Source organism: Micromonospora sp. NPDC023888, assembly GCF_040639415.1.
In the GTDB taxonomy this organism is placed as follows: Bacteria; Actinomycetota; Actinomycetes; order Mycobacteriales; family Micromonosporaceae; genus Micromonospora.
In genome coordinates, this window is sequence record NZ_JBEZZW010000018.1 from 21561 (window position 1) to 45192 (window position 23632).

Genomic DNA, 23632 nt, shown 5'->3' on the forward strand with positions numbered 1-23632 from the left:
CTGTGCGGCGGGTGGGTCGGCGAACCGGGGGGCGGGGCGGATGCACCGGTGGCGAAGCGGCGCGGCGACGCTTGCCGGCCGACTGGCCGCGGCGGGCCGCGCCGGAGCGCGCGCGGCCCGGCGGGTTCCGGCGCCCTGGCCGTACGTGATCGGCCTGTTCCTCGGCGCGAAGCTGCTGCTGACCCTGCTCGGGCTGCTGGTCCTGCACGCCTGGGACGGCATTCCCGGAGCGCCGCCGCCCGACGAGGCGCTGATGTGGGCGCAGCAACGCGAGATCTCCGGGCACCGGTGGATCTCCTTCTGGTTCGCCTGGGACGGGCTGCTCTACCTGCGGCTGAGCGAGCTGCCCCTGACCGGGCCGTGGCGGGACTTCGGCTTTCCGCTGCTCTACCCGTTCCTGGCCCGGCCGGTCGGCGCGCTGCTCGGCGGCGACAACGCGCTGGCCCTGCTGTTGATCAGCAACGTCGCGTTCCTGCTGGCGCTCTGGTACGGCTACCGGCTGGCCGAGGTCCTGCTCGGCGACGCGGACGCGGCCCGCCGATTCACCCGCTACCTCGTGCTCCTGCCGACCGCGTTTCTGTTCCAGGCCGCGTTGACCGAGTCGCTGTTCGTCTGTCTCGCGTTGGCCGCCTTCTACCACGCCGAGCGACGCCAGTGGCTCCTTGTCGGTGTGCTCGGCTACTTCCTGGCGATGAGCCGCTCCGTCGGCCTGCTCGTCGCGCTGCCGCTGGCCCTGGTCCTGCTGCGCCAGCACGACTGGCGGCTCGGCCCCCGCGCCCTGCTCGGCTACCTGCGGACCGGCTGGCCGTTGCTGCTGCTGCCCGCCGGCTGGTTCACCTTCATGGCGTTCTGCCGGTGGCGCGGCGGCGACTGGTTCGCCTACCAGCACGCCCAGCAGACCGGGTGGGGCATCAAGGTGCAGAACCCGGTGCCGGTGGTGCTGAACGGGCTGGCCGGGGAGCCCCGCGACGCCGCCCGGGTTTTCTTCGCCGTGGCCGTGTTGGCCGTGCTGGTCGCCGGGTTCCGCCGCCGGGAACTGGCCTACCTGGTCTACGGCGTCCTCATGGTGCTGGTGCCGCTGTCGATGGGCCCGGCGGTGTACCGGAGCCTGCTGCGGTACCTGCTCGCCGCGTTCCCGGTGGCCCTGGTGCTGGCCCGGTGGGCCCGCCACGCCGGCGTCGACGTGTGGCTGACCGCGACGCTCGCCGTGGTGCAGGGCGTGCTGTTCGTGCTCTGGCTCACCTACTGGACCCACATGATCATCTGATTGGTCCGGCCGCCACCGGGCAGAATGAGGCGGTGACCGAGCCGCGCGTACGCCTCGATGACCTCGGGGCCTGGCTGATCAAGGGCAACGCCGACCTGGTCGACCTGACCGCCCGGTTCGCCCGGGACCCGCAGGTGACCACCTGGTGCGTACGCCCGGGCTACCGGGCGCGGATGATGAGCGCCGGGCAGCCGATCGTCTTCTGGGCCAGCGGCAGTCGCGGTCGGCTGCCCTACGGGTTGTGGGGGATCGGTCGGGTCACCGGGCCGGCCGAGCCAGGGCCGCCGGGGCAGCCCTGGTCGGTGCCACTGGACCTGCCCATCCTCGCCGAGCAGGACCGGGTGCCCCGGCAGCGGCTACGCGCCGATGAGCGGTTCGTCGCCCTGGAGGTGTTCCGCCAACCACAGGCGGCCAACCCGTCGTACCTGACCGTGGCGCAGTTCGCGGCACTGCGTACCCACCTGTCGATCTGAGCGTGCCCGGCGTGGGCGGACGCGTCACGCCTGTGCGAGGCTGTTTTCCCGCATCTGACTGGAGGCCCGGTGTTCGCCCTGCCGCTGACCGACGAGGTCGAGCTGCGCCCGCTGAACCCGTGGTTGGCCGAGGAGTTCCTCGCCCACCTGGACCGGGCCCGGGAGCACATCCAGCCCTGGGTGTCGCCGTCGTTCGTCGCCACCGACCTGCCGTCGGCCCGCGCCGTGTTGCAGCGGTACGCCGACCGGTGGGCAAGCGACACCGGCGGCATCTGGGGGCTGTGGTGGCGCGGCACGCTCGTCGGCGGCGTCATGTTCGTGTCGTTCGACGCGACCCGGGGCGTCTGCGAGGCGGGTTGCTGGGTGGAGCCCGCCGCGCAGGGCAGGGGAATGGTCGCCCCGGCGATCCGCCGGATCGTCGACTGGGCCGTGCGCGAGCGCGGCATCCACCGGGTCGAGTGGCGTACCACCGCCGACAACGCCCGCAGCAGGGCCCTCGCCCGGCGGCTCGGCCTGCGCCTCGACGGCACGCTCCGCCAGGTCAGCCCGGGCCCGCACGGCCGCATCGACCTTGAGGTCTGGTCGGTGCTGGCCGACGAGTGGCTGGCCGCGCCGACCACCGTCCACTGACGACTGCGGGGTTTTGTCGTACCCCGGCGGCACCATGCATCCATGGCCGTCCCCGCGCTCACCCCCCACTCCGACCCGCCGCGTTCCGTGCCGCTGCGTGAGGCGCGCACCCGGTTCAGTCAACTTGTCGCGCTCGCCGAGCTGACCGACGCGGTCACCGTCGTCACCCGCGACGGCGATCCCCGCCCGGTCGCCGCGATCGTCCCCGCCGCGGCCGCCCGTAGCGGCGCCCAGGCCCGTGCCGACGCCGACCGACTCGCCACGGTCACCGCCGGTTGGGCACGCCGCCTCGACGAGCAGCACCGACGTAGCACCCAGCGGCACGCCGCCGAGCTGGCGGCGATCCGCGCCGCGCTGGTCGAGGTGTGGGCCGAGCTGGATCGCCGGGTCGTGCCGGGCAGCGATCCCACGGTGGCCCGGCTGCGCGCGGCGCACAACGACCTGCTCGCCGGCTGACCGCGTCCGCGCCGCCAGGGTCGCGCGCCGGTGGTGACGGGTTCACACAGCCGCCCGGCAGCTACGCGAGGGGTCCGGCGGCGCGATCGCCCTCGACCTGGGTCACCGCTTGACGTCGTAGACCAGCTTGAGGATCCCGTTCGGGTAGCTCTCCGACTCCCGCAGCGTCAGCATGTACTTGTCCCGGTCGGCCCGGCCGAACAGGCTCTTGCCGGCACCGAGCAACACGGGGAAGACGAGCAGGTTGTACTTGTCGATCAAGCCCTCGTCGGACAGCCGCCGAGCCAGCTCCGCGCTCCCGTGGATGAAGATCGCGCCGCCTTCGCCCTCTTTGAGCGCAGCGACGTCCTCGGTCGAGCGCAGGATCGTGGTCGGCCCCCACCCGTCGACGATGGCGTCGTCGGACAGCGAGGTCGACACCACGTACTTGGGCAGCTCCTTGTAGTTGGCGTGGTCCTCCGAGCCGGGCCAGACCGCCGCGAACGCCTCGTAGCTGCGACGGCCGAACATCAACGCCGTCGTGTCGGTGAGCTCCTCGCCCTTCAGCGACCAGGCTTCCGGGACGAACTCGAGGTCCTTGAACACCCACCCACCGCTGCGGTGCTCCTCTGAAGGCCCGCCGCCGGGCGAGTCCACGACGCCGTCGAGCGACATGAAGCCGGTGTAGACCAGATCGCGCATCGTGCTGTCTCCTCATGCTCGGGCGGGCTGCCGGGTCCACGCTGGACCGCAACAGCGGTGGTCGTCTTGAACGAGAACGACAGCGGGTCCAACGGCGCCGCGGCTGGCTCGTCGTCGGTCATTATCTGATGGAGAGCGTGACCTGACCGCCCCACATTCAGCCGGTGGCCGGGTACGCGTGGGTCTCGGTCGCCTTGACCGCGACCCAGACCCGTTGACCGGGGATCAGCCGTAGCTGGGCGGCGGCGGCCGGCGTGACGTCCGCGGCCACCCCGATCGGGCCGTCCACCTGCACCCGCAGGTTGTCGCCGTGCCGTTGGACGCCCGCCACCGTGCCCGCCCAGGTGTTGCGCGGGCTGCCCTCCGGTCGGCTCGGGTGCAGGGCCACCGCCGCCGGGCGGAACGCCACGAACGCCTCGCCGTCCAACCGGTTGGCGACGGTGAGGGTGAGCTCCGGTGCGACGCGTACCCCGTGCCCTTCGGCCCTGCCGCGGTAGAGGTTGAGCCCGACCAGCCGGGCGACGTAGTCGGTGCGCGGGCGGGCGGTGACGCTCGGTCCGTCGCCCTCCTGGACCACGCGGCCACCCTCGACGATGACCAGCCGGTCGGCCAGCGCGAGGGCGTCCAGCGGGTCGTGGGTGACCAGCACCGTGGCGCCCGGGTGCGCCGACAGGTGCCGGTGCAGCTCCGCGCGGGTGTCCAGTCGGGTGCGGGCGTCCAGCGCGGCGAGCGGCTCGTCCAGCAGCAGCAGCGACGGCCCGACGGCCAGCGCGCGGGCCAGCGCCACCCGCTGGGCCTGGCCGCCGGAGAGCTGCCGGGGGCGGCGGTGCGCCTGCGCGGCCAGCCCCACCCGGTCGAGCCAGTGCCGGGCCGTGCCGCGGGCGGTCTTCCGGTCGACGCCGTGCCGGCGCGGCCCGAAGGCCACGTTGTCCAGGGCGCTGAGATGCGGAAAGAGCAGGTAGTCCTGGAAGACCACGCCGATCGACCGGCGTTCGGTGGGCACCCAGTCACGGCCGGCCGGCCGATCCAGGTCGACGCCGTCGAGCGTGACGTGCCCGGCCGTCAGGGGATGCAGCCCGGCCAGCGCGCGCAGCGCTGTGGTCTTGCCGGCGCCGTTCGGCCCGAGCAGCGCGACCACCTCGCCGGGTGCCACGCGCAGCGGCACGTCGAGCCGGAAGACACCCCGGTCGACGACGAGCCGGGCGTCGAGCAGCGGAGGCTTCATGCGCTTGTCATCCAGCGATCCCGCAACGCCACCAGGATGCCCACCGACACGACGAGCAGCACCAGGCTCAGCACGATCGCGGACTCCAGGTCCGTCTCCAGGGCCAGGTAGACGGCGAGTGGCATGGTCTGTGTCCGACCGGGATAGTTGCCGGCGAAGGTGATGGTGGCACCGAACTCGCCCAACGCCCGCGCCCAGCAGAGCACCGCCCCGGCGGCCAGCCCGGGTGCCACCAGCGGCAACGTGACGTGGGTGAAGGTGGTCCACCGGCCGGCGCCCAGCGTGGCGGCGGCCTCCTCGTAGCGGTGGTCCGCGGCGCGCAGCGCCCCCTCCACGGCGATGACCAGGAACGGCATGGCGACGAACGACTCGGCCACCACGACGCCCGCGGTGGTGAAGGGCAGGGTGACGCCGAACGTGGCGTCCAGCCAACCACCGAGCAGCCCCCGCCGGCCGAAGACCAGCAACAGCGCCACCCCACCCACCACCGGCGGCAACACCAGTGGCACCGTGACAAGCGCGCGGACCAGCCGGCGGCCGGGAAACTCGACCCGGGCCAGCACCCAGGCGAGCGGCACGCCGAGCAGCAGGCAGAGCGCGGTGGCCAGGGTCGCGGTCTGCACCGACAGCCGCAGCGCGGTCAGCGCCCCCGGCGTGGTGAGCCGCTGCGGCAGGGTCGCCCAGGGCGCCCGGATCACCAGCCCGACAAGCGGCAGGACGAGGAAGAGCAGCCCCAACCCGGCGGGGATCAACAGCGCCGCCGGCACCCGCCCCCGCCGTCGGGAGGTGGCGTGATCGAGGACCCGACTCATGGAGTCTGGAAGCCCGCCTCGGCGAGGACGGCCTGCGCGGGCGCCGAGCGGACGTACGCGACGAAGGCTCCCGCGCCCGCCGGATTCGGCGCATCCCGCAACGCGACGATCGGGTAGTCGTTGACCGCCCGCGCCGACTCGGGGAACTCGACGCCTGTCACGTCCGCGCTCGCGGCCCGCGCGTCCGTGCGGTAGACCAGGGCCGCGTCGACCTCGCCGAGCTTCACCTTGGCGAGCGCGCCCTTGACGTCCTGCTCCAGGGTGACCGGGGTCAGCGCGACGCCGGCCGCGTCCAGGGCGGTGCGGGCAGCCGCCCCGCAGGGCACCTGGTTGGCGCAGAGCGCCACCTTCACGCCGGACCGACCCAGGTCGGCCAACCCGCTCACCCCTGCCGGGTTGCCCCGGGGCACCGCGATCACCAACTGGTTGCGGGCGAAGACGCTCGGTGCGCCGTCGGCGTTGCCGGCCTCGGTGACCGTTGTCATGTTCGTCGGGGCGGCCGAGGCGAACACGTCCGCCGGCGCACCCTGGTTGATCTGGTTGGCCAGCGCGGAGCTGCCGGCGAAGTTGAGAGTCACTGTGCTGCCGGGGTGGGCGGCCTCGAAGTCCCTGCCGATGCGGGTGAACGACTCGGTCAGCGAGGCGGCCGCGAAGACCGTCACCGTGCCGGTGACCCGGCCGCCGCCTGCCCGGTCGCCACCCGCCTGGTCGCCGCCCGTCCCGCAGCCGGCAACGACAAGCGTCACCAGTACGGCCACCGCCGTGCGCACCGCCCGCGCGCTCATCCCGCGGACCGTCCCCGGGCCGGGGCGGGTGCGGCCCGCTCCACCACCACAGTTGTCGACTTGATCACCGCGACAGCCACCGAGCCGACCCGCAGATCCAGCTCGTCGACCGCCTCCCGGCTCATCAACGACACGACCCGGAACGGGCCGGCCTGGATGTCGACCTGAGCCATGACAGCGTCCTTGCGAACGTCGACCACGATGCCGCGCAGCCGATTGCGGGCCGAGGAGAGCTCGGCGCCCGCGGCCGGCTCGGCGGCCTGGGCGCGGGCGAAACCCGCCAGGTCGACGCCGTCGATGATCCGATGGCCGTGCTCGTCACGCCCGGCGGCGAGCCGCCCGGCGTCCACCCAGCGGCGGATGGTGTCGGCGCTGACGCCGAGCAGGTCGGCGGCCTCCCCGATCCGGTACGTCGTCACCTGCTCACCATAGTGCCCGCAGTTGCGAGCCGGAAAGGCCCCGACACCCCCCATTCACGAAGGCAGAAGGCCGCCAATGCCAGCAGTTGCGGCCACGCCCCGGCGCGTCCCTGCGCGCCCGCCCTGCCCTGCCCCGGCGCTCCCTGTCCGCTGCCCCGCCCCGCCCTGGCGCGGCGTGGCGCGGCGCGGCGCAAGATCGAGCGTGACCAACGGACGCGAGCCACCGAACCCGTACCGGGGCCCGGCCGGCTACCGTGCGCGCCATCAAGATCCGCGCAACTACCCGGATGTTGCTGCCTCTGGCGCGTCGGAGGCAGCAACATCCGGGAAGTTGCGTAGATCTTGGAGCGGGTCGCGGGTCGCGGGTCGCGGGTCGCGGGTCGTGCGGGGCGATACGGGGCGGCGGGGCCGCTGGGGCAGGCGGCCGCAGGGGTGCCGCCCGCCCCGACGCGTTCCTCAGCAGTTGCGGAGTTCGGGGGACTGGTTGAGCAGTTGCCCACGGGGCGACACGAAGCGGCGGTAGCGCTCCCCGTTCACGGCCGACGGGCGGAACGCGGCGACGCGGTGGCAGTTCTGGAAGGCGAGGCGTACGCCGAAGTGCCGTTCCAGGCCGGCGCGGATCGCGTCGCTCGCCAGTGCGCGCAGCAGTTGTCCCCGGTCGGCGTCGGTGGGCGGCGGGACGACGTTGTCGGCGAGGTCGGCGTCGCCGGCTTCCAGTTCGGCCACCACCTGGCTGATGGTGGCCCAGGCGTACGGGAGTGAGTCGCGGACGCAGGCGATGAAGGCCTCGTCGTCGATGGGTCCGCGTTCGGCGGCGTCGAGCAGGGCGGGCGGGACGGTGAGTGACATGGTTCTCCTCCGCTTCAGCTAACGATTACCGTTTTCATTAACGGCGTCGACTGAGCAGACCACGTCATCACAGGGACGTCAACGACCCGCGGGCGCGCCGCCGGAGAGAAACCGCGAACGACAGCAGGTCAGGACCGGCGGGGGTGGCCCTTGAGGTGCCGGCCCAGCTCGCGGGCGATCTCGCGGTTGGCGTCCCGCTCGGCCAGCGTCTGCCGCTTGTCGTAGGTGCGCTTGCCCTTGGCCAGGGCCAGCTCGACCTTGGCATAGCCGTTCTCGAAGTACATCGACAGCGGGACCAGGGTCACCCCGCCCTCGCGGACCTTGTCCAGAATCCGGTCGATCTCGGCGCGGTGCAGCAACAGCTTGCGGTTGCGGCGCGGGGCGTGGTTGGTCCAGGTGCCGTAGGCGTACTCGGCGATGTGCAGGCCGTACAGCACGATCTCACCGTCGCGTTCGTGCGCGAACGCGTCCACCAGCGAGGCCCGCCCCTCGCGCAGCGACTTCACCTCGGTGCCGACCAGCACGATGCCCGCCTCGTACGTGCGCAGCACCGTGTACTCGTGCCGGGCCTTCTTGTTCGAGGCGATCAACCGGCGTTCGGGCTGCTTGGCGGGGCTCACCCCGCGACGATATCCGGCCGCTGCGTCAGCCGGTCGTCCGGCGTTCGGGGAGCAGCCGCCCGGTCAGCTCCCGTACCGCCTCGGCGAACTCGTCCTGCGACTCGCACGGCCAGTGCCCGAGAATCGGTGGGGGAACGCTGTCGCTGGGCGCCGCCACCACATCCTCCGGGTCGACCAACCGCCGATCCACCGTCGCCGCCGGCCCGGTCAGCGTCTCGGCCTCCCCGGGCCGGTGGGCGGCGAAGATCCAACCGCCGATCGGGTCCGTGTCGCGCCACAGGTTGATCCAGCGCCAGCCGACCCGCTCGCCGATCTCCCGCAGCGCCGGGTCGTCGGCGTAGGCCGGGAACAGCCGCGCGTACAACCGGCCCAGTGGCGACCCGTAGGTCAGCAGGGCGACCCGGTCGGTGATCCGGGTGGGCAGTTGCAGCACGGTGGCGGCGAGCAGCACCGAGCCGTGGCTGTGCCCGGCCAGCAGCACGCCCTGTCCCTGTTCCACCAGGTAGGAGATCCGCTTCGCCAACTCGGGCACGGCCCGCTCGGCGTAGCAGGGCGGCGCGAACGGGTGCGCCGCCCGGGGCCAGAACGTGCCCAGGTCCCAGAGCACACCCACGTACCGACGGAACTGCGCGGTCCGGTACGCGAAGATGCCGCCCACGACCAGCCCGAGCAGGATCGCGGCGATCGCGTAGCTGCCCGACCCGATCAGGAAGTTGACCATGCCTTCGGGCACTCCGACGTAGCGCTGCGCCAGTTCGCCCGGCAGGAGCTGGAGCAGACCGAGCACGCTCGTGGACAGGCCGAGCGCCGCCAGCCCGGCGTACACCACGGAGAGCGGTTCCAGCCGCTCGGTGAACCGGGCTCGGGCGATCGCGTGCTCGACCCGGCGCAGCCGGTCCGTCGCCGACGGGGGCGCGTGCGGGAAGTCGACGGCCACGATCGCCTGGGCGGCCCGCCGCCGCCCCCGCCGGGTCAGCCTGGTCACCACAGCGGCCACCAGCAGGGCGGTCACCACCGCCAGGAAAAACCCGAAGATCGCCCACTTGTACACCAGGGGCGGGCTGGTCTCCAGGCCGTCCGCTGTCGTCCCCTCGCGATCGAGCAGGTCCGCGACCCGGTAGACCAGCTCGGCGGAGAACGCCACGGCGAGGCCGGCCGCGATCGTGACGAAGACCGGCGCTCCCAACGCGCGCAGCGGCGCCCCGTGCTGCCCGCCGCCCCGTCGCCAGAGCACCAGCGCGGCGAGGACGGCCACCAGTACCGTCTGGCTGACGAACAGCCAGGCTACGATCGCTCCGTAGCCGGGCAGCGCGCCGCCCTGCGGCCACGGGTGCGGGCTGATGACGATGTGCACGATCACCAGCATCGTCACGCCGCAGGCGATCGTGCGCAGCCCGCGGAAGAGGGCGTCCACCCGGGGCGCCGGGTCGGTCCGGTCGATGCTCGGCACCACGGTGAGCAGGACGAGACAGGCCAGCAGCACCGCCCCGGTGGCCGCCAGCAGGGTCACCATCACCCACGAGCGGTGCTGGCTGGCACGGGCGGCCAGCAGGCTGCCGTCGAGGGTGGCGAACGCCGCCGCGACGTGGACCGAGCGCAACCGGCCCACAAGCGGCTCGCCGTCCCACTGGCCGACGGCGCTCAACTGGTGCTTGGAGGTCGGGGTCGACGGGGTCCGGAACGCGTCGAACGAGTGGCCCGGGCGGGCGCCCAGCCACCAGACCAACCCGATGGCGGCGACCGGCACCAACGCCAGCACACCCAGGCGCAGCCCGGTCGGGCGTCCGCCGAGCCAGGACAGCCAACTCCGCCCGGCCAGGCACGACGGGGTGTCCATGCAGCGCCAGGCGACCAGGTCCAGTGCCACCCCGACGATGGAGAGCACGTAGAGCATGGTGAGGGTGAGGGCGAGCACGCGGCACAGCGCCATGAAACCGAGCTTCGACGTGGTGTTCGCCGGGCGCATCCAGAGCGCCACGTTGCAGAGCATGAACGGCAACAGGAACACCAGCGACAGCGTCCGCACGGCCGTGCCGGACGGCAGGTCGCTCCACCGGTACGCCTCAAGCGTCACCCCGTCCGTCCCGGTCGTGTCCGGGTAGCCGGGGCGTGGTCGGTAGAACCCGCCGCTGCGGTCACCGGCGACCTGGTGCACGTGCGGCCGGTCCAGGATCTGGTCCGCTCCGGCGCCGGAGACGCCGTGCACCCGCAGCTCCACGATCCCGCCCGACGTGGTCGGTCCGGTCGGCGACACGTCCGCCATGGGCCCCCCGAGGTGTGCGCGGCAGCCGGCGTGTCGTCGATGTACGACCACCCACGCGGCTCCCGGGCTTACCCGTTCCAAACGCGGTCAACCATCGCGCCGAGCCCGGGCCATGTGCGGCCGACCATCAACAGGTGGTTTCATGGCGCCATGGCGAACCCGGTGATCCTGACCGTCGACGACGACCCCGTGGTGTCCCGTGCGGTGGCCCGGGACATCCGCCGCCGCTACGGCGACCGCTACCGGGTGCTGCGGGCCTCCTCGGGGCCGGAGGCGCTGGACGCGCTGCGGGAGGTCAAGCTGCGCGGCGAACAGGTGGCGCTGCTCCTGGCCGACCACCGGATGCCGGAGATGACCGGCGTGGAGTTCCTGGAAGCGGCGATGGACATCTTCCCGGCCGCCCGCCGGGTGCTGCTCACCGCCTACGCGGACACCGACGCCGCGATCGAGGCCATCAACGTCGTGGACCTGGACCACTACCTGCTCAAGCCCTGGCATCCGCCGGAGGAGAAGCTGTACCCGGTGGTCGACGGGCTGCTGGAGGCGTGGTCGGTCACCCCGGACGCGGCGAGCGCCGAGATCCGGGTGGTCGGGCACCGCTGGTCGGCGCCGTCGTTCAAGGTCCGTGACTTCCTGGCGCGCAACCTGGTGCCGTACCGGTGGATGCTCTCCGACGACCCGGAGGGCGCCCGCCTGCTGGACGCGGCCGGGGCCACCGAGGCGGACGTGCCGCTTGTGGTGACGGCCGACGGTAAGGCGTTGATCGCCCCGAGCGAGGCCGAGTTGGCCGCGCTGGCCGGGCTGACCGTGGTGCCCGCGTCGGACTTCTACGACCTGGTGGTGATCGGCGGTGGCCCGGCCGGCCTCGGTTCGGCGGTGTACGGCGCGTCGGAAGGGCTGCGTACCGTGCTCGTCGAGCGGCGGGCGACCGGCGGGCAGGCCGGGCAGAGCAGCCGGATCGAGAACTACCTGGGCTTTCCCGACGGCGTCTCGGGCGCGCAGTTGACCGATCGGGCCCGGCGGCAGGCGGTCAAGTTCGGCGCGGAGTTGCTCAGTGCCCGGGAGGTGGTCGGTCTGAGTGAGGCCGGCGGTGCCCGGCTGTTGCGCTTCGGCGACGGCTCCGAGATCGCGGCGCACACCGTGGTGCTGGCCACCGGCGTGTCGTACCGGGTGCTCGACGCTCCCGGACTGGCTGACTTCACCGGTCGGGGGGTGTTCTACGGCGCTGCCGCCACCGAGGCGCCGAGCTGCGTCGAGCAGGAGGTCTACATCGTCGGCGGGGCCAACTCCGCAGGCCAGGCGGCGGTGCACTTCTCCCGGTACGCGTCGAGGGTGCACCTGCTGATCCGGGGCGCGGACCTGACCGCCTCGATGTCGCGTTACCTGATCGACCAGTTGGAGCGGATCGACCGGATCACCGTCCACCCGCACACGGCCGTGGTGGGCGCGGCGGGTGAGGACCACCTGCAACGGCTCACCCTCTGCGACACCCGCACCGGGGAGGCCCGTGCGGTCGACACCTCCTGGTTGTTCATCTTCATCGGCGCGGAGCCCCGTACCGACTGGCTGGACGGTGTGCTGGTCCGCGACGGGCGCGGCTTCATCGTCACCGGCCCGGACCTGCTGGCCGGCGGGCGTCGGCCTGCCGGCTGGTCGCTGTCGCGCGACCCGTACCACCTGGAGACCAGCGTGCCGGGGGTCTTCGCGGCCGGGGACGTGCGGGCCGAGTCGGTCAAGCGGGTCGCCTCGGCCGTCGGTGAGGGCGCGATGGCCGTTTCGCTCGTGCACCGTTACCTGGAGGCCCAGTGAACCGGTTCCGCGTGCCCCGCAGTCGCGAACGAAGGAGACCCGTGAGCGCGAGGAGTGAGCCGGGTTTGCGAGCCCCGCAGTCGCGAACAAAGGAGACCCCGTGACCACCGCGTCTGATCGGCTGTCACCCGCGCAGTTGCGCACCCTGTTCCTGTTCGAGGCACTCGACGACGGTCAGCTCGACTGGCTGGCGGAGCGGGGCCGCGTCGAACAGCGCGCCGGCGGCACCCTCGTGTACGGCGAGGGGGAGCCCGCGACCTGCTTCTTCGTGCTGGTGCGCGGTGCGGTGGCGTTGAGCCGGCAGGTGCGCGGCGACGACGTCGAGGTCAGCCGGACCGACCAGCGCGGCGTGTACGGCGGGGCTGTGCAGGCGTACCTGGGTGACCAGGTCGACCAGGTCTACCGCAACAGTCTGCGGGCGGTGACCGACGCGGATTTCTTCGTGCTGCCGGCGGAGGACTTCGCGCACGCCCTGCGGTCCTGGTTCCCGATGCCCATGCATCTGCTGGAGGGCCTGTTCTTCGGTATGCGGGACTCGCAGACCATCGTCGGCGAACGGGAGCGGCTGTTGGCGCTCGGCTCGCTGTCGGCGGGGCTGACCCACGAGCTGAACAATCCGGCCGCGGCGGCGGTGCGCGCCACCTCGGTGTTGCGTGACCGGGTCGCCGGGATGCGGCACAAACTCGCCATGATCGCTGATGGTCGGCTCGACGGCACCGCCCTGCACGGCCTCGTCGCGTTGCAGGAGGAGGCGGTGGCCCGGGTGGCGACCGCGCCGACGTTGACCCCGATGGCCACCGCCGACGCCGAGGACACTCTCACCGACTGGTTGGAGGAGCACGGGGTCGACGGCGCCTGGGACCTGGCGCCGATCCTGGTGGGTGGCGGTCTCGACGCGGCCTGGCTGGCGCAGGTGAAGGCGGCGGTCGGTGCCGCGGACCTGGAGGCGGCGGTGCGCTGGCTCACCTACACGGTGGACACCGAGCTGCTGATGCGCGAGATCGGGGATTCGGTCACCCGGATCTCCGGCCTCGTGGGCGCCGCCAAGCAGTACTCGCAGCTCGACCGCGCCCCCCACCGGGTGGTGGACGTGCACGACCTGCTCGACGCCACGCTTGTGATGTTCAAGGGGAAGATCCCCGCCGAGGTCAAGCTGGTCCGCGAGTACGACCGCGGCATCCCGCCGGTCCCGGCGTACGCGGCGGAGCTGAACCAGGTGTGGACGAACCTGATCGACAACGCGTTGGGCGCGATGGGGGAGAAGGGGGTGCTGACCATCCACACCGGACGGGTCGGTGACCTGCTGGCGGTGGAGGTCACCGACACCGGCCCGGGTATCCCGCGCGACGTGCGTCCGCGCATCTTCGAGCCGTTCTTCACCACCAAGCCGGTCGGCGCGGGCACCGGCCTGGGGTTGGACATCTCGTACCGGATCGTGGTGCACAAGCACCACGGCGACATCCGGGTGGAGACCGAGCCGGGACGGACCACGTTCCGGGTGCTGCTGCCGATCTCGGAGGGCGCGCCGGAGGTGCCAGGCGACGCGCCGGCTACCTAGAGACATTGGGCGGTAGCGGGCAGTAGTCTCGGGCGGCGTTCGTGATCCCGCCCCCGAGGAGGGTTCCGTGGAGTCGATGGCCCGCCAGCGCACCCCCGCCGAGAACGACCAGCCGGATGATCCACCGGGCACGATGCTGCCGGAGTTGGAGGATCGCGACTGGCTGCACCACGCGCACGAGTTCGCGCACACCAGCTTCTGGGCGGTGGCCCGCCGACTGCCCCGGCTGGTCCGGGAAGCGGTCGGCCTGGCCTGGTCCACCAACCGTCGGGACACGATCGCCTCCATCGGCCTGAACATCGCCGCCGGGGTGATGACCACGTTCGGCCTGCTCGCCACGACCAGCGTGCTACGCGAGTTGTTCGCGGCCGGCCCCACCCCGGACCGGGTCCGCTCGGCCCTGCCGGCGCTGATCGTGGCCGCGGCGGCGGTGTCGGCGCGCGGTGGCCTGACCATCGCGGCCGGTTGGGCCCAGGCCCGGCTGACCCCGCAGATCAACTACCAGGTGGAGTTGCGCCTGTTCGAGGCCACCACGGCGGTGGACCTGGCCGCGTTCGACGATGCCGGCTTCGCCGAGGAGATGGACCGCGCGCGCGACCGGGGAATGGGCGAGGCGGCGTGGATCGTCGACCACACCGTCAACCTGGTCACCGGCGTGGTCGGGATGCTCGCCACCGCTGTCGCGGTGACCGTCATCCAACCGCTGCTGCTGCCCTGCCTGCTGCTCGCCGCGGTGCCCCAGGCGATCACGGCCGTGCGGATGGCCCGCCGGGAATACCTGGCGATGCTGGCTCGGATCACCCGGCGACGCCGGATGTGGATGCTGGCCCACCTGATGGCCAACCGGCACACCGCCGCCGAGGTGCGTGCGTACCAGATGCGTGACTTCCTGCTCGCCGAGTATCGCGGGGTGATGGCTGTCGAGACCCGCGCCCATCTGCGGCTGGTCCGCTCGCAGACCGGCACCCGGGTCGTCGGGGCCACGGTGGCGGGGCTGGCCACCTTCGGCCTGTACGCCGTCCTCGGTGGTCTGCTGCTGAGCGGGATGGTCGCGCTCGCCGCCGCGGCCACCGCCCTGCTCGCGTTGCAGTCCGCGCGGACCAGCCTGGGCGTGGCGGTCGTCGCCACCAACTCGCTGTACGAGGACGCCCTCTACTACCAGGACTACCAGGACTTCCTGGCCCGCGCCCAGGCCCGGGTGCCGATCGGTGGCAACCGGGTGGCCGACGGTGTCGACGTGATCGAGTTGGACGACGTGAGCCTGCGCTACCCGGACACCGACGCCCCGGCGGTGGACCGGGTCAGCCTGACCGTGCGCCGGGGCGAGGTGATCGCACTGGTCGGCGAGAACGGCTCCGGCAAGACCACCCTGGCCAAACTGATCGCGGGGCTCTACCAGCCGACCGGCGGGGTGATCCGTTGGGATGGGGTCGACGCCGTCGAGTTGGACCCACGGACCCTGGGCGCCCAGGTGGCCGTGATGACCCAGGAGTGGTGGAAGTTCCCGTTCACTGCCGGGCAGAACATCCGCGTCGGCCGGCACGATCGCCCACCGGACCGGTCCGGCCCGAGTGTGCAGGAGGCGGCCCACGCGGCCGCCGCGCACGACATGATCGTCGGCCTGCCGCACGGCTACGACACGCTGCTCGACCGGGAGTTCAAGGACGGCCACGAACTGTCCGGCGGGCAGTGGCAGCGGCTCGTCGCGGCTCGCGGCCTCTATCGCGACGCGGCGCTGCTGATCTGTGACGAACCCTCGGCCGCCCTGGACGCGCGCGCCGAACACGCCCTGTTCCAGCACCTGCGCCGCCGCCCCGACCGAGCGGTCGTGCTGATCACCCACCGGCTGGCGAACGTCCGGCACGCCGACCGGATTTTCGTGCTGGAACGGGGTCGACTCGTCCAGCACGGCAGTCACGACGAGCTGATGGCCGCCGGCGGCCTCTACCGCGAGCTGTTCGACCTCCAGGCCAGCGGCTACCTGACCGGCACCAACGAACGCCGTTCCGCCGACACCCACTGACCGGAATTGTTGATCGGGCAGTTCCCGCGTCAGAGCTTGCGGGCGACCCCGCAGTAGCCGTCGACCACGGCCGCGGGCCTGCTGTCAGTCCGCCAGTGCCCCAGCGGCACGACACCCGGCTGGACCAGGTCGAGGCCGTCGAAGAACGCCGTGAAGTCGGCGACCTCACGCAGGTGGTACGGCAGAGCACCGCTTTCGTTGTACTGCCGATGCGACTCGATGACCCGCTCGCTGGTAGCCGTACCGTCGGACATCGCCAGAAAGCTGCCCGAGGGTAGGGACGAGACCAGTGCGTTGACGATGGCCCGCGCCTCGGCCGGCTTCTCGACGTGACCCATGACGCCCAACATCATCAGCGCGATCGGCTCACTGAAGTCCAGTGTCTCGCGGGCGTCCTGGACGATCTTCTCCGGGTCGCGCAGGTCGGCGTCGACATACTGGGTGGCACCCCCCTGGCTGCTGGTCAGCAACACCCGGGCGTGCGCGAGAACCATCGGGTCGTTGTCGACGTAGACGACGCGCGCCTGCGGCGTGATCCGTTGGGCGACCTCGTGGGTGTTGTCGGCCGTGGGTAGGCCGGTGCCGACGTCGAGGAACTGGCGGATCCCCGCCTCTGCGGCGAGATAGGTTACCGCTCGTCCGAGAAACGCGCGCGAATACCGTGCCGCCTCGACGATTTCCGGGAAGACCGCCCGTACCTGTTGGCCGACCTCGCGATCCGGGGCGAAGTTGTCCTTACCGCCGAGCCAGTAGTTCCATACCCGTGCCGAATGCGGCACCGTCGTGTCCAGCTTGGCGGCCGAACCTCCCACCGGCTGCTCAGCTCGGTCCTGCGACATGTCCGTCTCCCCTTACCAGCCATCCGGCGTCGAGGCCGTAGCCTAGCGGCGCGGCGGCGCTCGCATGGTACTGCGGATCGACGAAACCCTTGTCCGTGCTGCCTGATGGCGGCAAAGGCCACGGTCAGAGGTCGTCGGGCCACCAGAATGGATCGAGGCTCTTGCCGTGGGCCGCGTGGGCAGGTGCCGAATCCGGTGCTGGAGACGTCAAGAGGTGGGTGTCAGGAAGTCGGCGAGGACCCGTGTGTGGGTGGAGAACGCCAACTCGACCGGGTCGGTGAGCACCAGCCACTCGGTTGCCTCCTCCGTCGGTGTGGACGGTGGCAGGTCCTCGGCGGCGCGCTCGGGCAACACCCCGAAGATCATCATCGTGCCGCCCGCCGGGGCGCCGTGCACCGCGAACAGTCGGGCGTCCTCGGCGGCCGCGACCAGGCCGGTCTCCTCCCGCAGCTCACGAACGAGCGCGTCGGACCACTCCTCGCCGTACTCGACGAAACCGCCGGGCAGCGCGAGCAGCCCACGGGCCGGCTCGATGTCCCGGCGGACCACCACCACGCCCAGGCCGTCGGCCGTGCGGACCGGCAGCACCGCGACCGCCACGGGCAGCGGGTTGCGCCAGACGGTCTCGCCGCAGACCGCGCAGACCCGCGGCCACCCGGCCGCCGCCGGGTAGGCCGCGCCGCAGTAGGAGCAGTGCGAGTACGGCGCGCCGGTCATGCCGCAGCACGTTACTCCGATCGACGCGCAGGCCGCCCCGCCGCCGCCCTACCGCGCGCCGCCGCCGTGCCGCGCGGGCTGTCGCGCGCACCGCCGCAGTGCCGCCCGGGCTGCCGCGCGCACCGCCGCCGTGCCGCGCGGGCTGTCGCGCCGCCGCTCAGGCTTCCGGGGCGCCGGTGTAGAAGGCTGTGGTACGCGCCGCGGCGGCGTTCGCCTCGTCGGGGTCGGTGCCGGCGGCGATGCTCGCCGCGCCCCACAGTCGGCTGCTCAGCTCCATGGCCCGTCGCCCCTCGGGTGAGGCGCTCCACTCGGCGCTCTGCTCCGGGGTGACCCCGCTGCCGTCGCCGGCCAGGTAGGTGGCGAGACCGAGCAGCCCGAGATCCCAGCCGACGCCGACCGCGCCCGGCCCGAACTGGGCCCACCGGTCCTGGTCGACGTGCGCGATGTGGTCCAGGTCGAGGCGGGCCCGCTCGTCGTCGACCGCTGTGATCCGCACCTCGATCCAGCTCACCTCGCCGCCCATTTCCCAGGTGGCGGTGAAGCGGTGCGGCGGCTCGCAGCTCTCGACGACGCCGTGGGCGTTGCCCTGGAGCTCGTACTTGCCGTGCAGCCGCAGGTCGCCGGAGATCGGCAGGAACCAGCGGGGGATGCGCTCGGCGTTGGTGCAGGCGTCCCACAGATCCTCGGCCGTCGCCTGGTAGGTCTGGCTGATCGTGGTCACCCGCGCCTCGCCGGCCTCCAGGGTGCGGCTGCCGACCGTGCGCCGCACGGCGTTGATCTGCTCGGTGGCGTCGAACATCAGGTGTTCCTCTCGTCGGGTGGGTCGGCCGGCTCGCGCAGCCGACGTTCGCGTCGGCCTCGGGCCAGCTCGGTGGCGAGTGCCGCCAGGGGTGGTGTCCAGAACCGGCGGAAGTGCTCCAGCCAGCCGTCGACCTCGCGCAGTGGCCGTGGGTCGACCGCGTACAGCCGCCGGGCGCCCTCCGGCCGCACGGTGGCGAAACCGTTGTCCCGTAACACCTTGAGGTGTTGGGACACGGCGGGCTGGGAGATGCCGAACTCGTCGCGGATCACCGCGCTCACCGCGCCGGCGGTCTGCTCGCCGGTGGCGAGCAGCTCCAGGATGCGGCGCCGGACCGGATCGCCCAGCACGTCGAAGGCGTGCACGAGACCTTTATATCAGCAGCGGCTTATTTAAGCCAAGGGTGATGAACCGATCAGCTTGTCCAGCCGGATCGGCAGGTCGCGGACCCGCACACCGGTGGCATGGTGCACCGCGTTGGCGACGGCCGCCGCCGCGCCGACGATGCCGATCTCGCCGATGCCCTTCACCCCGGCCGGGTTCAACTCGTCGTCCCGCTCGTCCAGCCAGTACGCCTCGACGGACTCCACGTCCGCGCAGCCGGTGATGTGATAGGTCGCCAGGTCGTGGTTGACCCAGTCGCCGTACCGCTCGTCGAGCAGGCCCTCCTCGTGCAGGGCCATCGACAGCCCCATCGTCATGCCGCCGACGAGCTGACTGCGGGCCGTCGTCGGGTTCACCACCCGACCGGCCGCGAACACCCCGAGCATCCGGTTCACCCGCACCTCGCCGGTGTCCGCGTCCACCCGCACCTCGACGAACTGCGCCCCGTACGCGTACCGGGGCAGGGCCGGCTGCCCGCCCACCTCCTCGGCGGTGTCGACCGCGACGGTCATCTCCCCGTCCGGCTCCACGCCCTCGCGCAGTTTCCCGACCAGCGCCTGACAGGCCCGGATCACCGCCCAGCTCCAACTGGCGGTGCCCATCGAGCCCCCGGCCACCGGCGCGGACGGCAGAGCGCTGTCACCGATGTGGATCTCCACCCGCTCCGGCGGCACCCCGAGGGCGTCGGCGGCCACCTGCCACATCGCCGTCCGGGCGCCGGTGCCGATGTCGGTGGCGTTGATCCGGACCAGGAAGCTCCCGTCCGGCCGGGCGGTGGCCGAGGCCGACGACGGCCTGGCCCGAGCCGGGTAGCTCGACCCGGCCACCCCCGTGCCGATCAGCCAGCGCCCGTCGCGCCCGGCGCGAGGCGTCGGGTCCCGGTCGGTCCAGCCGAACCGCTGCGCGCCCTCGCGCAGGCAGGCCACCAGATTGCGGCTGGTGAACGGCCGCCCCTGGTCCGGGTCGACCGCCGTGTCGTTGCGGATGCGCAGCTCCACCGGGTCGATGCCGGCGGCGATGGCCAGCTCGTCCATCGCCGACTCCAGGGCGTACGCGCCGGGGCACTCGCCGGGTGCGCGCATCCAGAACGGCGTGGGCACGTCGAGGCGGACCAGTCGGTGCGTGGTGCGGCGGTGGGGTGCGGCGTACATGCTGCGGGTGTAGACGGCGGTCTGCTCGGCGAACTCGTGGATGGTCGAGGTCTGGCTTATCGCGTCGTGGCAGATCGCGGTGAGTCGCCCGTCGGCGTCGGCGGCGAGGCGGACCCGCTGGATCGTGGGCGTGCGGTACCCGACGGGCCCGAAGATCTGCTGACGGGTCAGCGCCAGCTTCACCGGTCGGTCCACGTGCCGGGCCGCGAGGGCGGCCAGCACCACCGAGGACTTGGCGTACCCCTTGCTGCCGAAGCCGCCGCCGACGTGCTCGGCGACCACCCGGATCGACTCCGGGGGCAGCTCGAACAGCTCGGCGAGGGTGGCCCGCACCGGTGACGCGCCCTGCGTGGAGTCGTGCACCAGCAGTCGGCCGTCGCGCCACCGCGCGGTCGTGGCGTGCGGCTCCATCGGGTTGTTGTGGTACGCCGGCGTGCGGTACGTGGCGTCCACCCGCACCGGTGCCGCCGCGTACCCGGCGTCGAAGTCACCCTCGGCGGTGTCCGTCGGATAGCTGGGGTTGACGTGGTCCGGCCGGTACAGGCCGGGGTGGTCGTCGGTGAGCACCGTGCTGTGCGGGCCGGCGTCGTAGTCGATCCGGACCAGCCGGGCGCCCTCGCGGGCCGCCTCCAGGCTGGTGGCCACGACCACTGCGACGTACTGCCCCCGGTAGTGCACCGCCGGCTCCTGCAACAGCCACAGCTCCCGCTCGGGGCCGGGCGCGAGGCGGGGCGCGTTGCCGTAATGCAGGACGGCCAGTACGCCCGGCGACGCGAGCGCCTCGGTGGTGTCGATCCGGGTGATCCGGCCCCGGACCACCGCCGACGGCACCGCCCAGCCGTAGGTGATCCCGTCCACCGGGTACTCCACCGCGTACCGGGCCGTGCCGGTGACCTTCTCTCGGCCCTCCAACCGGGGGTACGCGCGGCCGACGGCGTCGGTGGTCATGACGACGCCAGTTCGCTGAGCGCCCGCACGGTGATGGCCCGGGTCAGCGGCACCTTGAAGCCGTTGTGTCGCAACGGTCGGGCCTCGGCCAGCTCCGCGTCGGCGGCCCGCGCGGCCAGCTCGGGGCTGAACGGTCGGCCCCGCAGCTCCGCCTCGGCCCGGTAGGCCCGCCACGGTCGGTGCGCCACCGCCCCGTACGCCAGCCGCACGTCGCGGACCACGTCCCCGTCGAGGTCCAGCACCGCGGCCACCGAGCCGACGGCGAAGGCGAACGAGGCGCGGTCGCGCACCTTGAGGTACGTCGAGCGGCGTGCGGCCGGCAGCGGTGGCAACCGGACGGCGGTGATCAGGGTGCCCCGGGCCACTGTGGTCTCCCGTTCCGGGTGGGTGCCGGGGGAGCGGTACAGGGCGGCGATCGGGATGTCGCGGGGCCCGTCGGGCTCGTGCACCTCCACCACCGTGTCGAGTGCGGCAAGCGCCACGGCCAGGTCGGACGGGTGGGTGGCCACGCACTGCTCGGACCAGTCCAGCACCGCCAGGTCGCGGTTCTCACCGTGCAGGGCGGCGCAACCGCTGCCCGGCTCCCGCTTGTTGCACGCCTTGCCGGTGTCCTGGAAGTAGACGCAGCGGGTGCGCTGCAACAGGTTGCCGCCGGTGGTGGCCATGTTCCGGAGCTGTCCGGAGGCGGCGGCGAGCAGGGCGCGGGCCAGCACCGGGTAGTCCCGGCGGACCACCGGGTGGGCGGCGAGGTCACTGTTGCGCACTGTCGCGCCGATCCGCAGCCCGCCATCGGGCAACTCCTCGACGGTGTCCAGCGGAAGCCCGGTCACGTCCACCAGCACGTCGGGGCGCTGCACCCCGAGTTTCATCAGGTCCACCAGGTTGGTCCCGCCGCCCAGGTAGGCCGCCTGCGGCTCCGCGCTGAGCACGGCGACCGCGTCGGCCACGTCCGCCGGTCGGTGGTAGCGGAACGCCCTCATGGCGTCGCGGCCGTCTCACGGACGGCCGCCACGATGTGCGGGTACGCGGCGCAGCGGCACAGGTTGCCGGCCATCCGTTCGCGGATCTCCGCGTCGGTCAGCTCGACCGGCCCGCTCAGGTCGTCGGTGACCGCGCTGGGCCAGCCCTGGGCGACCTCGTCGAGCATGCCGCGTGCGGAGCAGAGCTGCCCCGGGGTGCAGTAGCCGCACTGGAAGGCGTCGTGCGCGATGAACGCGGCCTGCAACGGGGACAGGTCGTCCGGCCCGGCCAACCCTTCGACGCTGACCACCGAGCGTCCGTCCAGCGTGACCGCGAAGACCAGGCAGCTCTTCACCCGGCGACCATCGAGCAGCACCGTGCAGGAGCCGCACTGGCCGTGGTCGCAACCCTTCTTCGCCCCGGTCAGGCCGAGGTGCTCGCGCAGCGCGTCGAGCAGTGTGGTGCGGTTGTCAAGCGTCATCGTCCGTGCCGAGCCGTTGACCTCGAACGCCACCCGGGACGAGTGCGGCTCGTCGGTTGTCGTCGCGTTCTCGGGTCCGCCCTGCACCGGCCCAGACTAGCTTTATCGGTACATCTAAGGGCGAATAACGCAAAGCCGTCCGGACGGGGGTGATGCCGGTGATCGCCGGACTGCTGCTCGCCGCCGGGGCCGGTCGGCGCTACGGCCGCCCGAAGGCGCTTGTCGAGCTGGATGGCGAGCCGCTGGTGCGGCGCGCGGTCCGCCTGCTCGGCGACGGCGGTTGCACACCCGTGCACGTGGTGCTCGGCGCGGGCGCCGACGAGGTGCCCGACCTGCCCGGCGCGGTGCCGGTCCGCCACGACCGCTGGCGCGAAGGGCTGGGATCGTCGCTGCGCCGGGGCCTGGCCTCGCTGCCGCCCGACGTGTCGGCCGCGGTCGTGGTCCTCGTCGACCAGCCGCTGCTCAGCCCCGTCGCCATCCGGCGGGTGCGGGCGGCGTACGCCGGCGGTGCGCTGGTCGCGGTCGCCACCTACGCCGGCCGTCCGGGGCACCCGGTCCTGCTGGGTCGGGGCAGCTGGCCGCTGCTGGACAGCTACGCGGTCGGCGACCGGGGTGCCCGCGACCTGCTGCGCGAGCGCCCGGACCTGGTGGTCGAGGTGCCCTGCGACGACGTTGGCGCACCGCTCGACGTGGACACCCCGGCCGACCTGCTGCGGCTGCGCGCCCTCAGCGACGGGTGAGCCAGCGCGGCAACCCCTCGCTCGTCACCGCGTGATAGGTGATCATGAAGATGACGGCGAGCAGGCCCAGCAGCGGATTGACGAACCAGCCGAGCAGACCGCCGAGCGCGTACAGGACCAGGCCGGTCACCGGTCGCAGTCGCTGCCTGCGCACGTACCCGGGACCGACTCCGCGCCGCAGCAGCGCCGGATGCCGGCGCAGGTAGCCGAAGAACACCAGCCAGGGGGCCGACATCAGCGCGGCGGACAGCGCGTACAGGGCGACGGCCGCGCGCTGGTCGTCGGTGTCGCCGTGGGTGAACGCCGACGCCAGCACGGCGGTGGGGAACGGAATGATCACCGCACCGAAGAGCACGCCGAGGTTGATCCAGCTCAGCGTGAGCGTGGTGCCGCGGATCAGCCGCAGCAGCGCGTGATGGTTGAGCCAGAGCACCCCGACGTAGACGAACGACACCACGAAGGCCAGGTAGGAGGCGCCCTCGCCGAGCAGTCCGGTCAGCAACTCGCCCTCGTGGTACTCCGGCACCCGCAACTCGATGACGAGCAGTGTGATGACGATGGCGAACACGCCGTCGCTGAAGGCAGTCATCCGGTCGATGCCGGACACTCGCGCTCCGGCGTCAGGCTGCTCGACCTCGTCGGGTGCTGCGGACATTGCCGCAGGCTAGCGAGTCGCGACGGTGTCGGAGGCGGGTTCGGTCGGACCGGGACGGCGACGGCCGCCCGGGTCGCCACTGCGGCAA

At 72.6% G+C, this 23632-nt stretch carries 24 protein-coding genes; 8 read left to right on the top strand and 16 right to left on the bottom strand.

Annotation, left to right across the window (positions count from 1 at the left end):
• Positions 1-40 precede the first annotated feature (40 nt).
• From AB0F61_RS17920 to AB0F61_RS17935, 4 genes are all read left to right on the top strand, one after another.
• Positions 41-1267 (top strand): hypothetical protein, encoded by a 1227-nt coding sequence (locus AB0F61_RS17920; protein WP_357810635.1) that lies wholly within the window; start codon positions 41-43, stop codon positions 1265-1267.
• A gap of 32 nt (positions 1268-1299) precedes the next feature.
• Complete coding sequence (locus AB0F61_RS17925; RefSeq protein ID WP_357810637.1) at positions 1300-1740, top strand: hypothetical protein; 441 nt, start codon at positions 1300-1302, stop codon at positions 1738-1740.
• 69 nt (positions 1741-1809) lie between these two features.
• The gene (locus AB0F61_RS17930) at positions 1810-2370 is read left to right on the top strand and encodes a GNAT family protein (protein ID WP_357810640.1); all 561 of its coding nucleotides are present in this window, start codon (positions 1810-1812) and stop codon (positions 2368-2370) included.
• A 42-nt stretch (positions 2371-2412) separates the two neighbouring features.
• Positions 2413-2826, top strand: coding sequence for a type II toxin-antitoxin system Phd/YefM family antitoxin (locus tag AB0F61_RS17935; RefSeq protein WP_357810643.1), 414 nt, complete (start codon positions 2413-2415; stop codon positions 2824-2826).
• A 102-nt stretch (positions 2827-2928) separates the two neighbouring features.
• On the opposite strand, the gene AB0F61_RS17940 is transcribed toward AB0F61_RS17935, so the two are convergent.
• The 8 genes from AB0F61_RS17940 to AB0F61_RS17975 all read right to left on the bottom strand — a co-directional run bounded on the left by AB0F61_RS17940 (position 2929) and on the right by AB0F61_RS17975 (position 10480).
• On the bottom strand, positions 2929-3507 hold the full coding sequence (locus AB0F61_RS17940; protein WP_357810645.1) for a dihydrofolate reductase family protein: 579 nt from the start codon (positions 3505-3507) through the stop codon (positions 2929-2931).
• 157 nt (positions 3508-3664) lie between these two features.
• Complete coding sequence (locus AB0F61_RS17945; protein WP_357810648.1) at positions 3665-4732, bottom strand: ABC transporter ATP-binding protein; 1068 nt, start codon at positions 4730-4732, stop codon at positions 3665-3667.
• On the bottom strand, positions 4729-5544 hold the full coding sequence (locus AB0F61_RS17950) for an ABC transporter permease (RefSeq protein ID WP_357810651.1): 816 nt from the start codon (positions 5542-5544) through the stop codon (positions 4729-4731). The genes AB0F61_RS17945 and AB0F61_RS17950 overlap by 4 nt, the downstream gene beginning before the upstream one ends.
• Positions 5541-6329 carry a molybdate ABC transporter substrate-binding protein gene (gene modA, locus AB0F61_RS17955; protein WP_357810653.1) on the bottom strand — a complete coding sequence of 263 codons (789 nt, stop codon included), beginning with the start codon at positions 6327-6329 and terminating at the stop codon, positions 5541-5543. The genes AB0F61_RS17950 and modA overlap by 4 nt, the downstream gene beginning before the upstream one ends.
• Positions 6326-6748, bottom strand: a complete 423-nt coding sequence (locus tag AB0F61_RS17960) for a MerR family DNA-binding transcriptional regulator (RefSeq protein WP_357810656.1) — start codon at positions 6746-6748, stop codon at positions 6326-6328. Before AB0F61_RS17960 ends, modA begins: the two co-directional genes overlap by 4 nt.
• 456 nt (positions 6749-7204) lie before the next feature.
• Positions 7205-7597, bottom strand: a complete 393-nt coding sequence (locus AB0F61_RS17965) for an SCO5389 family protein (protein ID WP_357810659.1) — start codon at positions 7595-7597, stop codon at positions 7205-7207.
• A gap of 128 nt (positions 7598-7725) precedes the next feature.
• Complete coding sequence (gene smpB / locus AB0F61_RS17970) at positions 7726-8217, bottom strand: SsrA-binding protein SmpB (protein WP_357810662.1); 492 nt, start codon at positions 8215-8217, stop codon at positions 7726-7728.
• A gap of 25 nt (positions 8218-8242) precedes the next feature.
• Entirely contained in the window at positions 8243-10480 is a 2238-nt protein-coding gene (locus tag AB0F61_RS17975; protein WP_357810664.1) for a hypothetical protein, read from the bottom strand.
• Positions 10481-10630: 150 nt separating this feature from the next.
• On the opposite strand from AB0F61_RS17975, the gene AB0F61_RS17980 reads away from it, so the two are divergent.
• The 3 genes from AB0F61_RS17980 to AB0F61_RS17990 all read left to right on the top strand — a co-directional run bounded on the left by AB0F61_RS17980 (position 10631) and on the right by AB0F61_RS17990 (position 15870).
• The gene (locus AB0F61_RS17980; RefSeq protein ID WP_357810667.1) at positions 10631-12289 is read left to right on the top strand and encodes an FAD-dependent oxidoreductase; all 1659 of its coding nucleotides are present in this window, start codon (positions 10631-10633) and stop codon (positions 12287-12289) included.
• 100 nt (positions 12290-12389) lie between these two features.
• A complete protein-coding gene (locus AB0F61_RS17985) occupies positions 12390-13847 on the top strand; it encodes an ATP-binding protein (RefSeq protein WP_357810669.1) in 1458 nt (485 codons plus the stop codon).
• Between the two features lie 76 nt (positions 13848-13923).
• Entirely contained in the window at positions 13924-15870 is a 1947-nt protein-coding gene (locus tag AB0F61_RS17990; protein WP_357810920.1) for an ABC transporter ATP-binding protein, read from the top strand.
• Positions 15871-15899: 29 nt separating this feature from the next.
• Here the strand turns inward: AB0F61_RS17990 and AB0F61_RS17995 are convergent, their stop codons facing one another.
• The 7 genes from AB0F61_RS17995 to AB0F61_RS18025 all read right to left on the bottom strand — a co-directional run bounded on the left by AB0F61_RS17995 (position 15900) and on the right by AB0F61_RS18025 (position 22182).
• Positions 15900-16709 carry an SAM-dependent methyltransferase gene (locus tag AB0F61_RS17995; protein ID WP_357810672.1) on the bottom strand — a complete coding sequence of 270 codons (810 nt, stop codon included), beginning with the start codon at positions 16707-16709 and terminating at the stop codon, positions 15900-15902.
• A 207-nt stretch (positions 16710-16916) separates the two neighbouring features.
• Positions 16917-17426, bottom strand: a complete 510-nt coding sequence (locus AB0F61_RS18000) for an NUDIX domain-containing protein (RefSeq protein ID WP_357810675.1) — start codon at positions 17424-17426, stop codon at positions 16917-16919.
• Positions 17427-17583: 157 nt separating this feature from the next.
• A complete protein-coding gene (locus AB0F61_RS18005; protein ID WP_357810677.1) occupies positions 17584-18225 on the bottom strand; it encodes an SRPBCC family protein in 642 nt (213 codons plus the stop codon).
• Positions 18225-18590, bottom strand: a complete 366-nt coding sequence (locus AB0F61_RS18010) for a metalloregulator ArsR/SmtB family transcription factor (protein ID WP_357810680.1) — start codon at positions 18588-18590, stop codon at positions 18225-18227. Before AB0F61_RS18010 ends, AB0F61_RS18005 begins: the two co-directional genes overlap by 1 nt.
• Before the next feature lie 27 nt (positions 18591-18617).
• Complete coding sequence (locus AB0F61_RS18015; RefSeq protein ID WP_357810683.1) at positions 18618-20708, bottom strand: xanthine dehydrogenase family protein molybdopterin-binding subunit; 2091 nt, start codon at positions 20706-20708, stop codon at positions 18618-18620.
• Positions 20705-21688 (bottom strand): xanthine dehydrogenase family protein subunit M, encoded by a 984-nt coding sequence (locus tag AB0F61_RS18020; RefSeq protein ID WP_357810685.1) that lies wholly within the window; start codon positions 21686-21688, stop codon positions 20705-20707. The genes AB0F61_RS18015 and AB0F61_RS18020 overlap by 4 nt, the downstream gene beginning before the upstream one ends.
• Positions 21685-22182: a 2Fe-2S iron-sulfur cluster-binding protein gene (locus AB0F61_RS18025; RefSeq protein WP_357810923.1), complete on the bottom strand. Its 498-nt coding sequence runs from the start codon at positions 22180-22182 to the stop codon at positions 21685-21687. The genes AB0F61_RS18020 and AB0F61_RS18025 overlap by 4 nt, the downstream gene beginning before the upstream one ends.
• A gap of 119 nt (positions 22183-22301) precedes the next feature.
• Between AB0F61_RS18025 and AB0F61_RS18030 the strand changes: the two genes are divergently transcribed.
• A complete protein-coding gene (locus AB0F61_RS18030; protein ID WP_357810688.1) occupies positions 22302-22889 on the top strand; it encodes a nucleotidyltransferase family protein in 588 nt (195 codons plus the stop codon).
• Here AB0F61_RS18030 and AB0F61_RS18035 read toward each other — a convergent pair.
• Positions 22876-23544: a TMEM175 family protein gene (locus AB0F61_RS18035; RefSeq protein ID WP_357810691.1), complete on the bottom strand. Its 669-nt coding sequence runs from the start codon at positions 23542-23544 to the stop codon at positions 22876-22878. The two genes, AB0F61_RS18030 and AB0F61_RS18035, sit on opposite strands and share 14 nt — an antisense overlap.
• Positions 23545-23632: the final 88 nt, after the last annotated feature.

Excerpts from the sequence above, each read along its gene's own strand:
- AB0F61_RS17995 (WP_357810672.1), bottom strand. The coding sequence starts at position 16,709 with ATGTCGCAGGACCGAGCTGAGCAGCCGGTGGGAGGTTCGGCCGCCAAG.
- AB0F61_RS17965 (WP_357810659.1), bottom strand. The coding sequence starts at position 7,597 with ATGTCACTCACCGTCCCGCCCGCCCTGCTCGACGCCGCCGAACGCGGA.
- AB0F61_RS18000 (WP_357810675.1), bottom strand. The coding sequence starts at position 17,426 with ATGACCGGCGCGCCGTACTCGCACTGCTCCTACTGCGGCGCGGCCTAC.
- AB0F61_RS17980 (WP_357810667.1), top strand. The coding sequence starts at position 10,631 with ATGGCGAACCCGGTGATCCTGACCGTCGACGACGACCCCGTGGTGTCC.
- AB0F61_RS17940 (WP_357810645.1), bottom strand. The coding sequence starts at position 3,507 with ATGCGCGATCTGGTCTACACCGGCTTCATGTCGCTCGACGGCGTCGTG.
- AB0F61_RS18015 (WP_357810683.1), bottom strand. The coding sequence starts at position 20,708 with ATGACCACCGACGCCGTCGGCCGCGCGTACCCCCGGTTGGAGGGCCGA.
- AB0F61_RS17935 (WP_357810643.1), top strand. The coding sequence starts at position 2,413 with ATGGCCGTCCCCGCGCTCACCCCCCACTCCGACCCGCCGCGTTCCGTG.
- AB0F61_RS17945 (WP_357810648.1), bottom strand. The coding sequence starts at position 4,732 with ATGAAGCCTCCGCTGCTCGACGCCCGGCTCGTCGTCGACCGGGGTGTC.
- AB0F61_RS18030 (WP_357810688.1), top strand. The coding sequence starts at position 22,302 with ATGCCGGTGATCGCCGGACTGCTGCTCGCCGCCGGGGCCGGTCGGCGC.
- AB0F61_RS17920 (WP_357810635.1), top strand. The coding sequence starts at position 41 with ATGCACCGGTGGCGAAGCGGCGCGGCGACGCTTGCCGGCCGACTGGCC.
- AB0F61_RS17975 (WP_357810664.1), bottom strand. The coding sequence starts at position 10,480 with ATGGCGGACGTGTCGCCGACCGGACCGACCACGTCGGGCGGGATCGTG.
- AB0F61_RS17990 (WP_357810920.1), top strand. The coding sequence starts at position 13,924 with ATGGCCCGCCAGCGCACCCCCGCCGAGAACGACCAGCCGGATGATCCA.
- AB0F61_RS17950 (WP_357810651.1), bottom strand. The coding sequence starts at position 5,544 with ATGAGTCGGGTCCTCGATCACGCCACCTCCCGACGGCGGGGGCGGGTG.
- modA (WP_357810653.1), bottom strand. The coding sequence starts at position 6,329 with ATGAGCGCGCGGGCGGTGCGCACGGCGGTGGCCGTACTGGTGACGCTT.
- AB0F61_RS18035 (WP_357810691.1), bottom strand. The coding sequence starts at position 23,544 with ATGTCCGCAGCACCCGACGAGGTCGAGCAGCCTGACGCCGGAGCGCGA.
- AB0F61_RS18020 (WP_357810685.1), bottom strand. The coding sequence starts at position 21,688 with ATGAGGGCGTTCCGCTACCACCGACCGGCGGACGTGGCCGACGCGGTC.
- AB0F61_RS18005 (WP_357810677.1), bottom strand. The coding sequence starts at position 18,225 with ATGTTCGACGCCACCGAGCAGATCAACGCCGTGCGGCGCACGGTCGGC.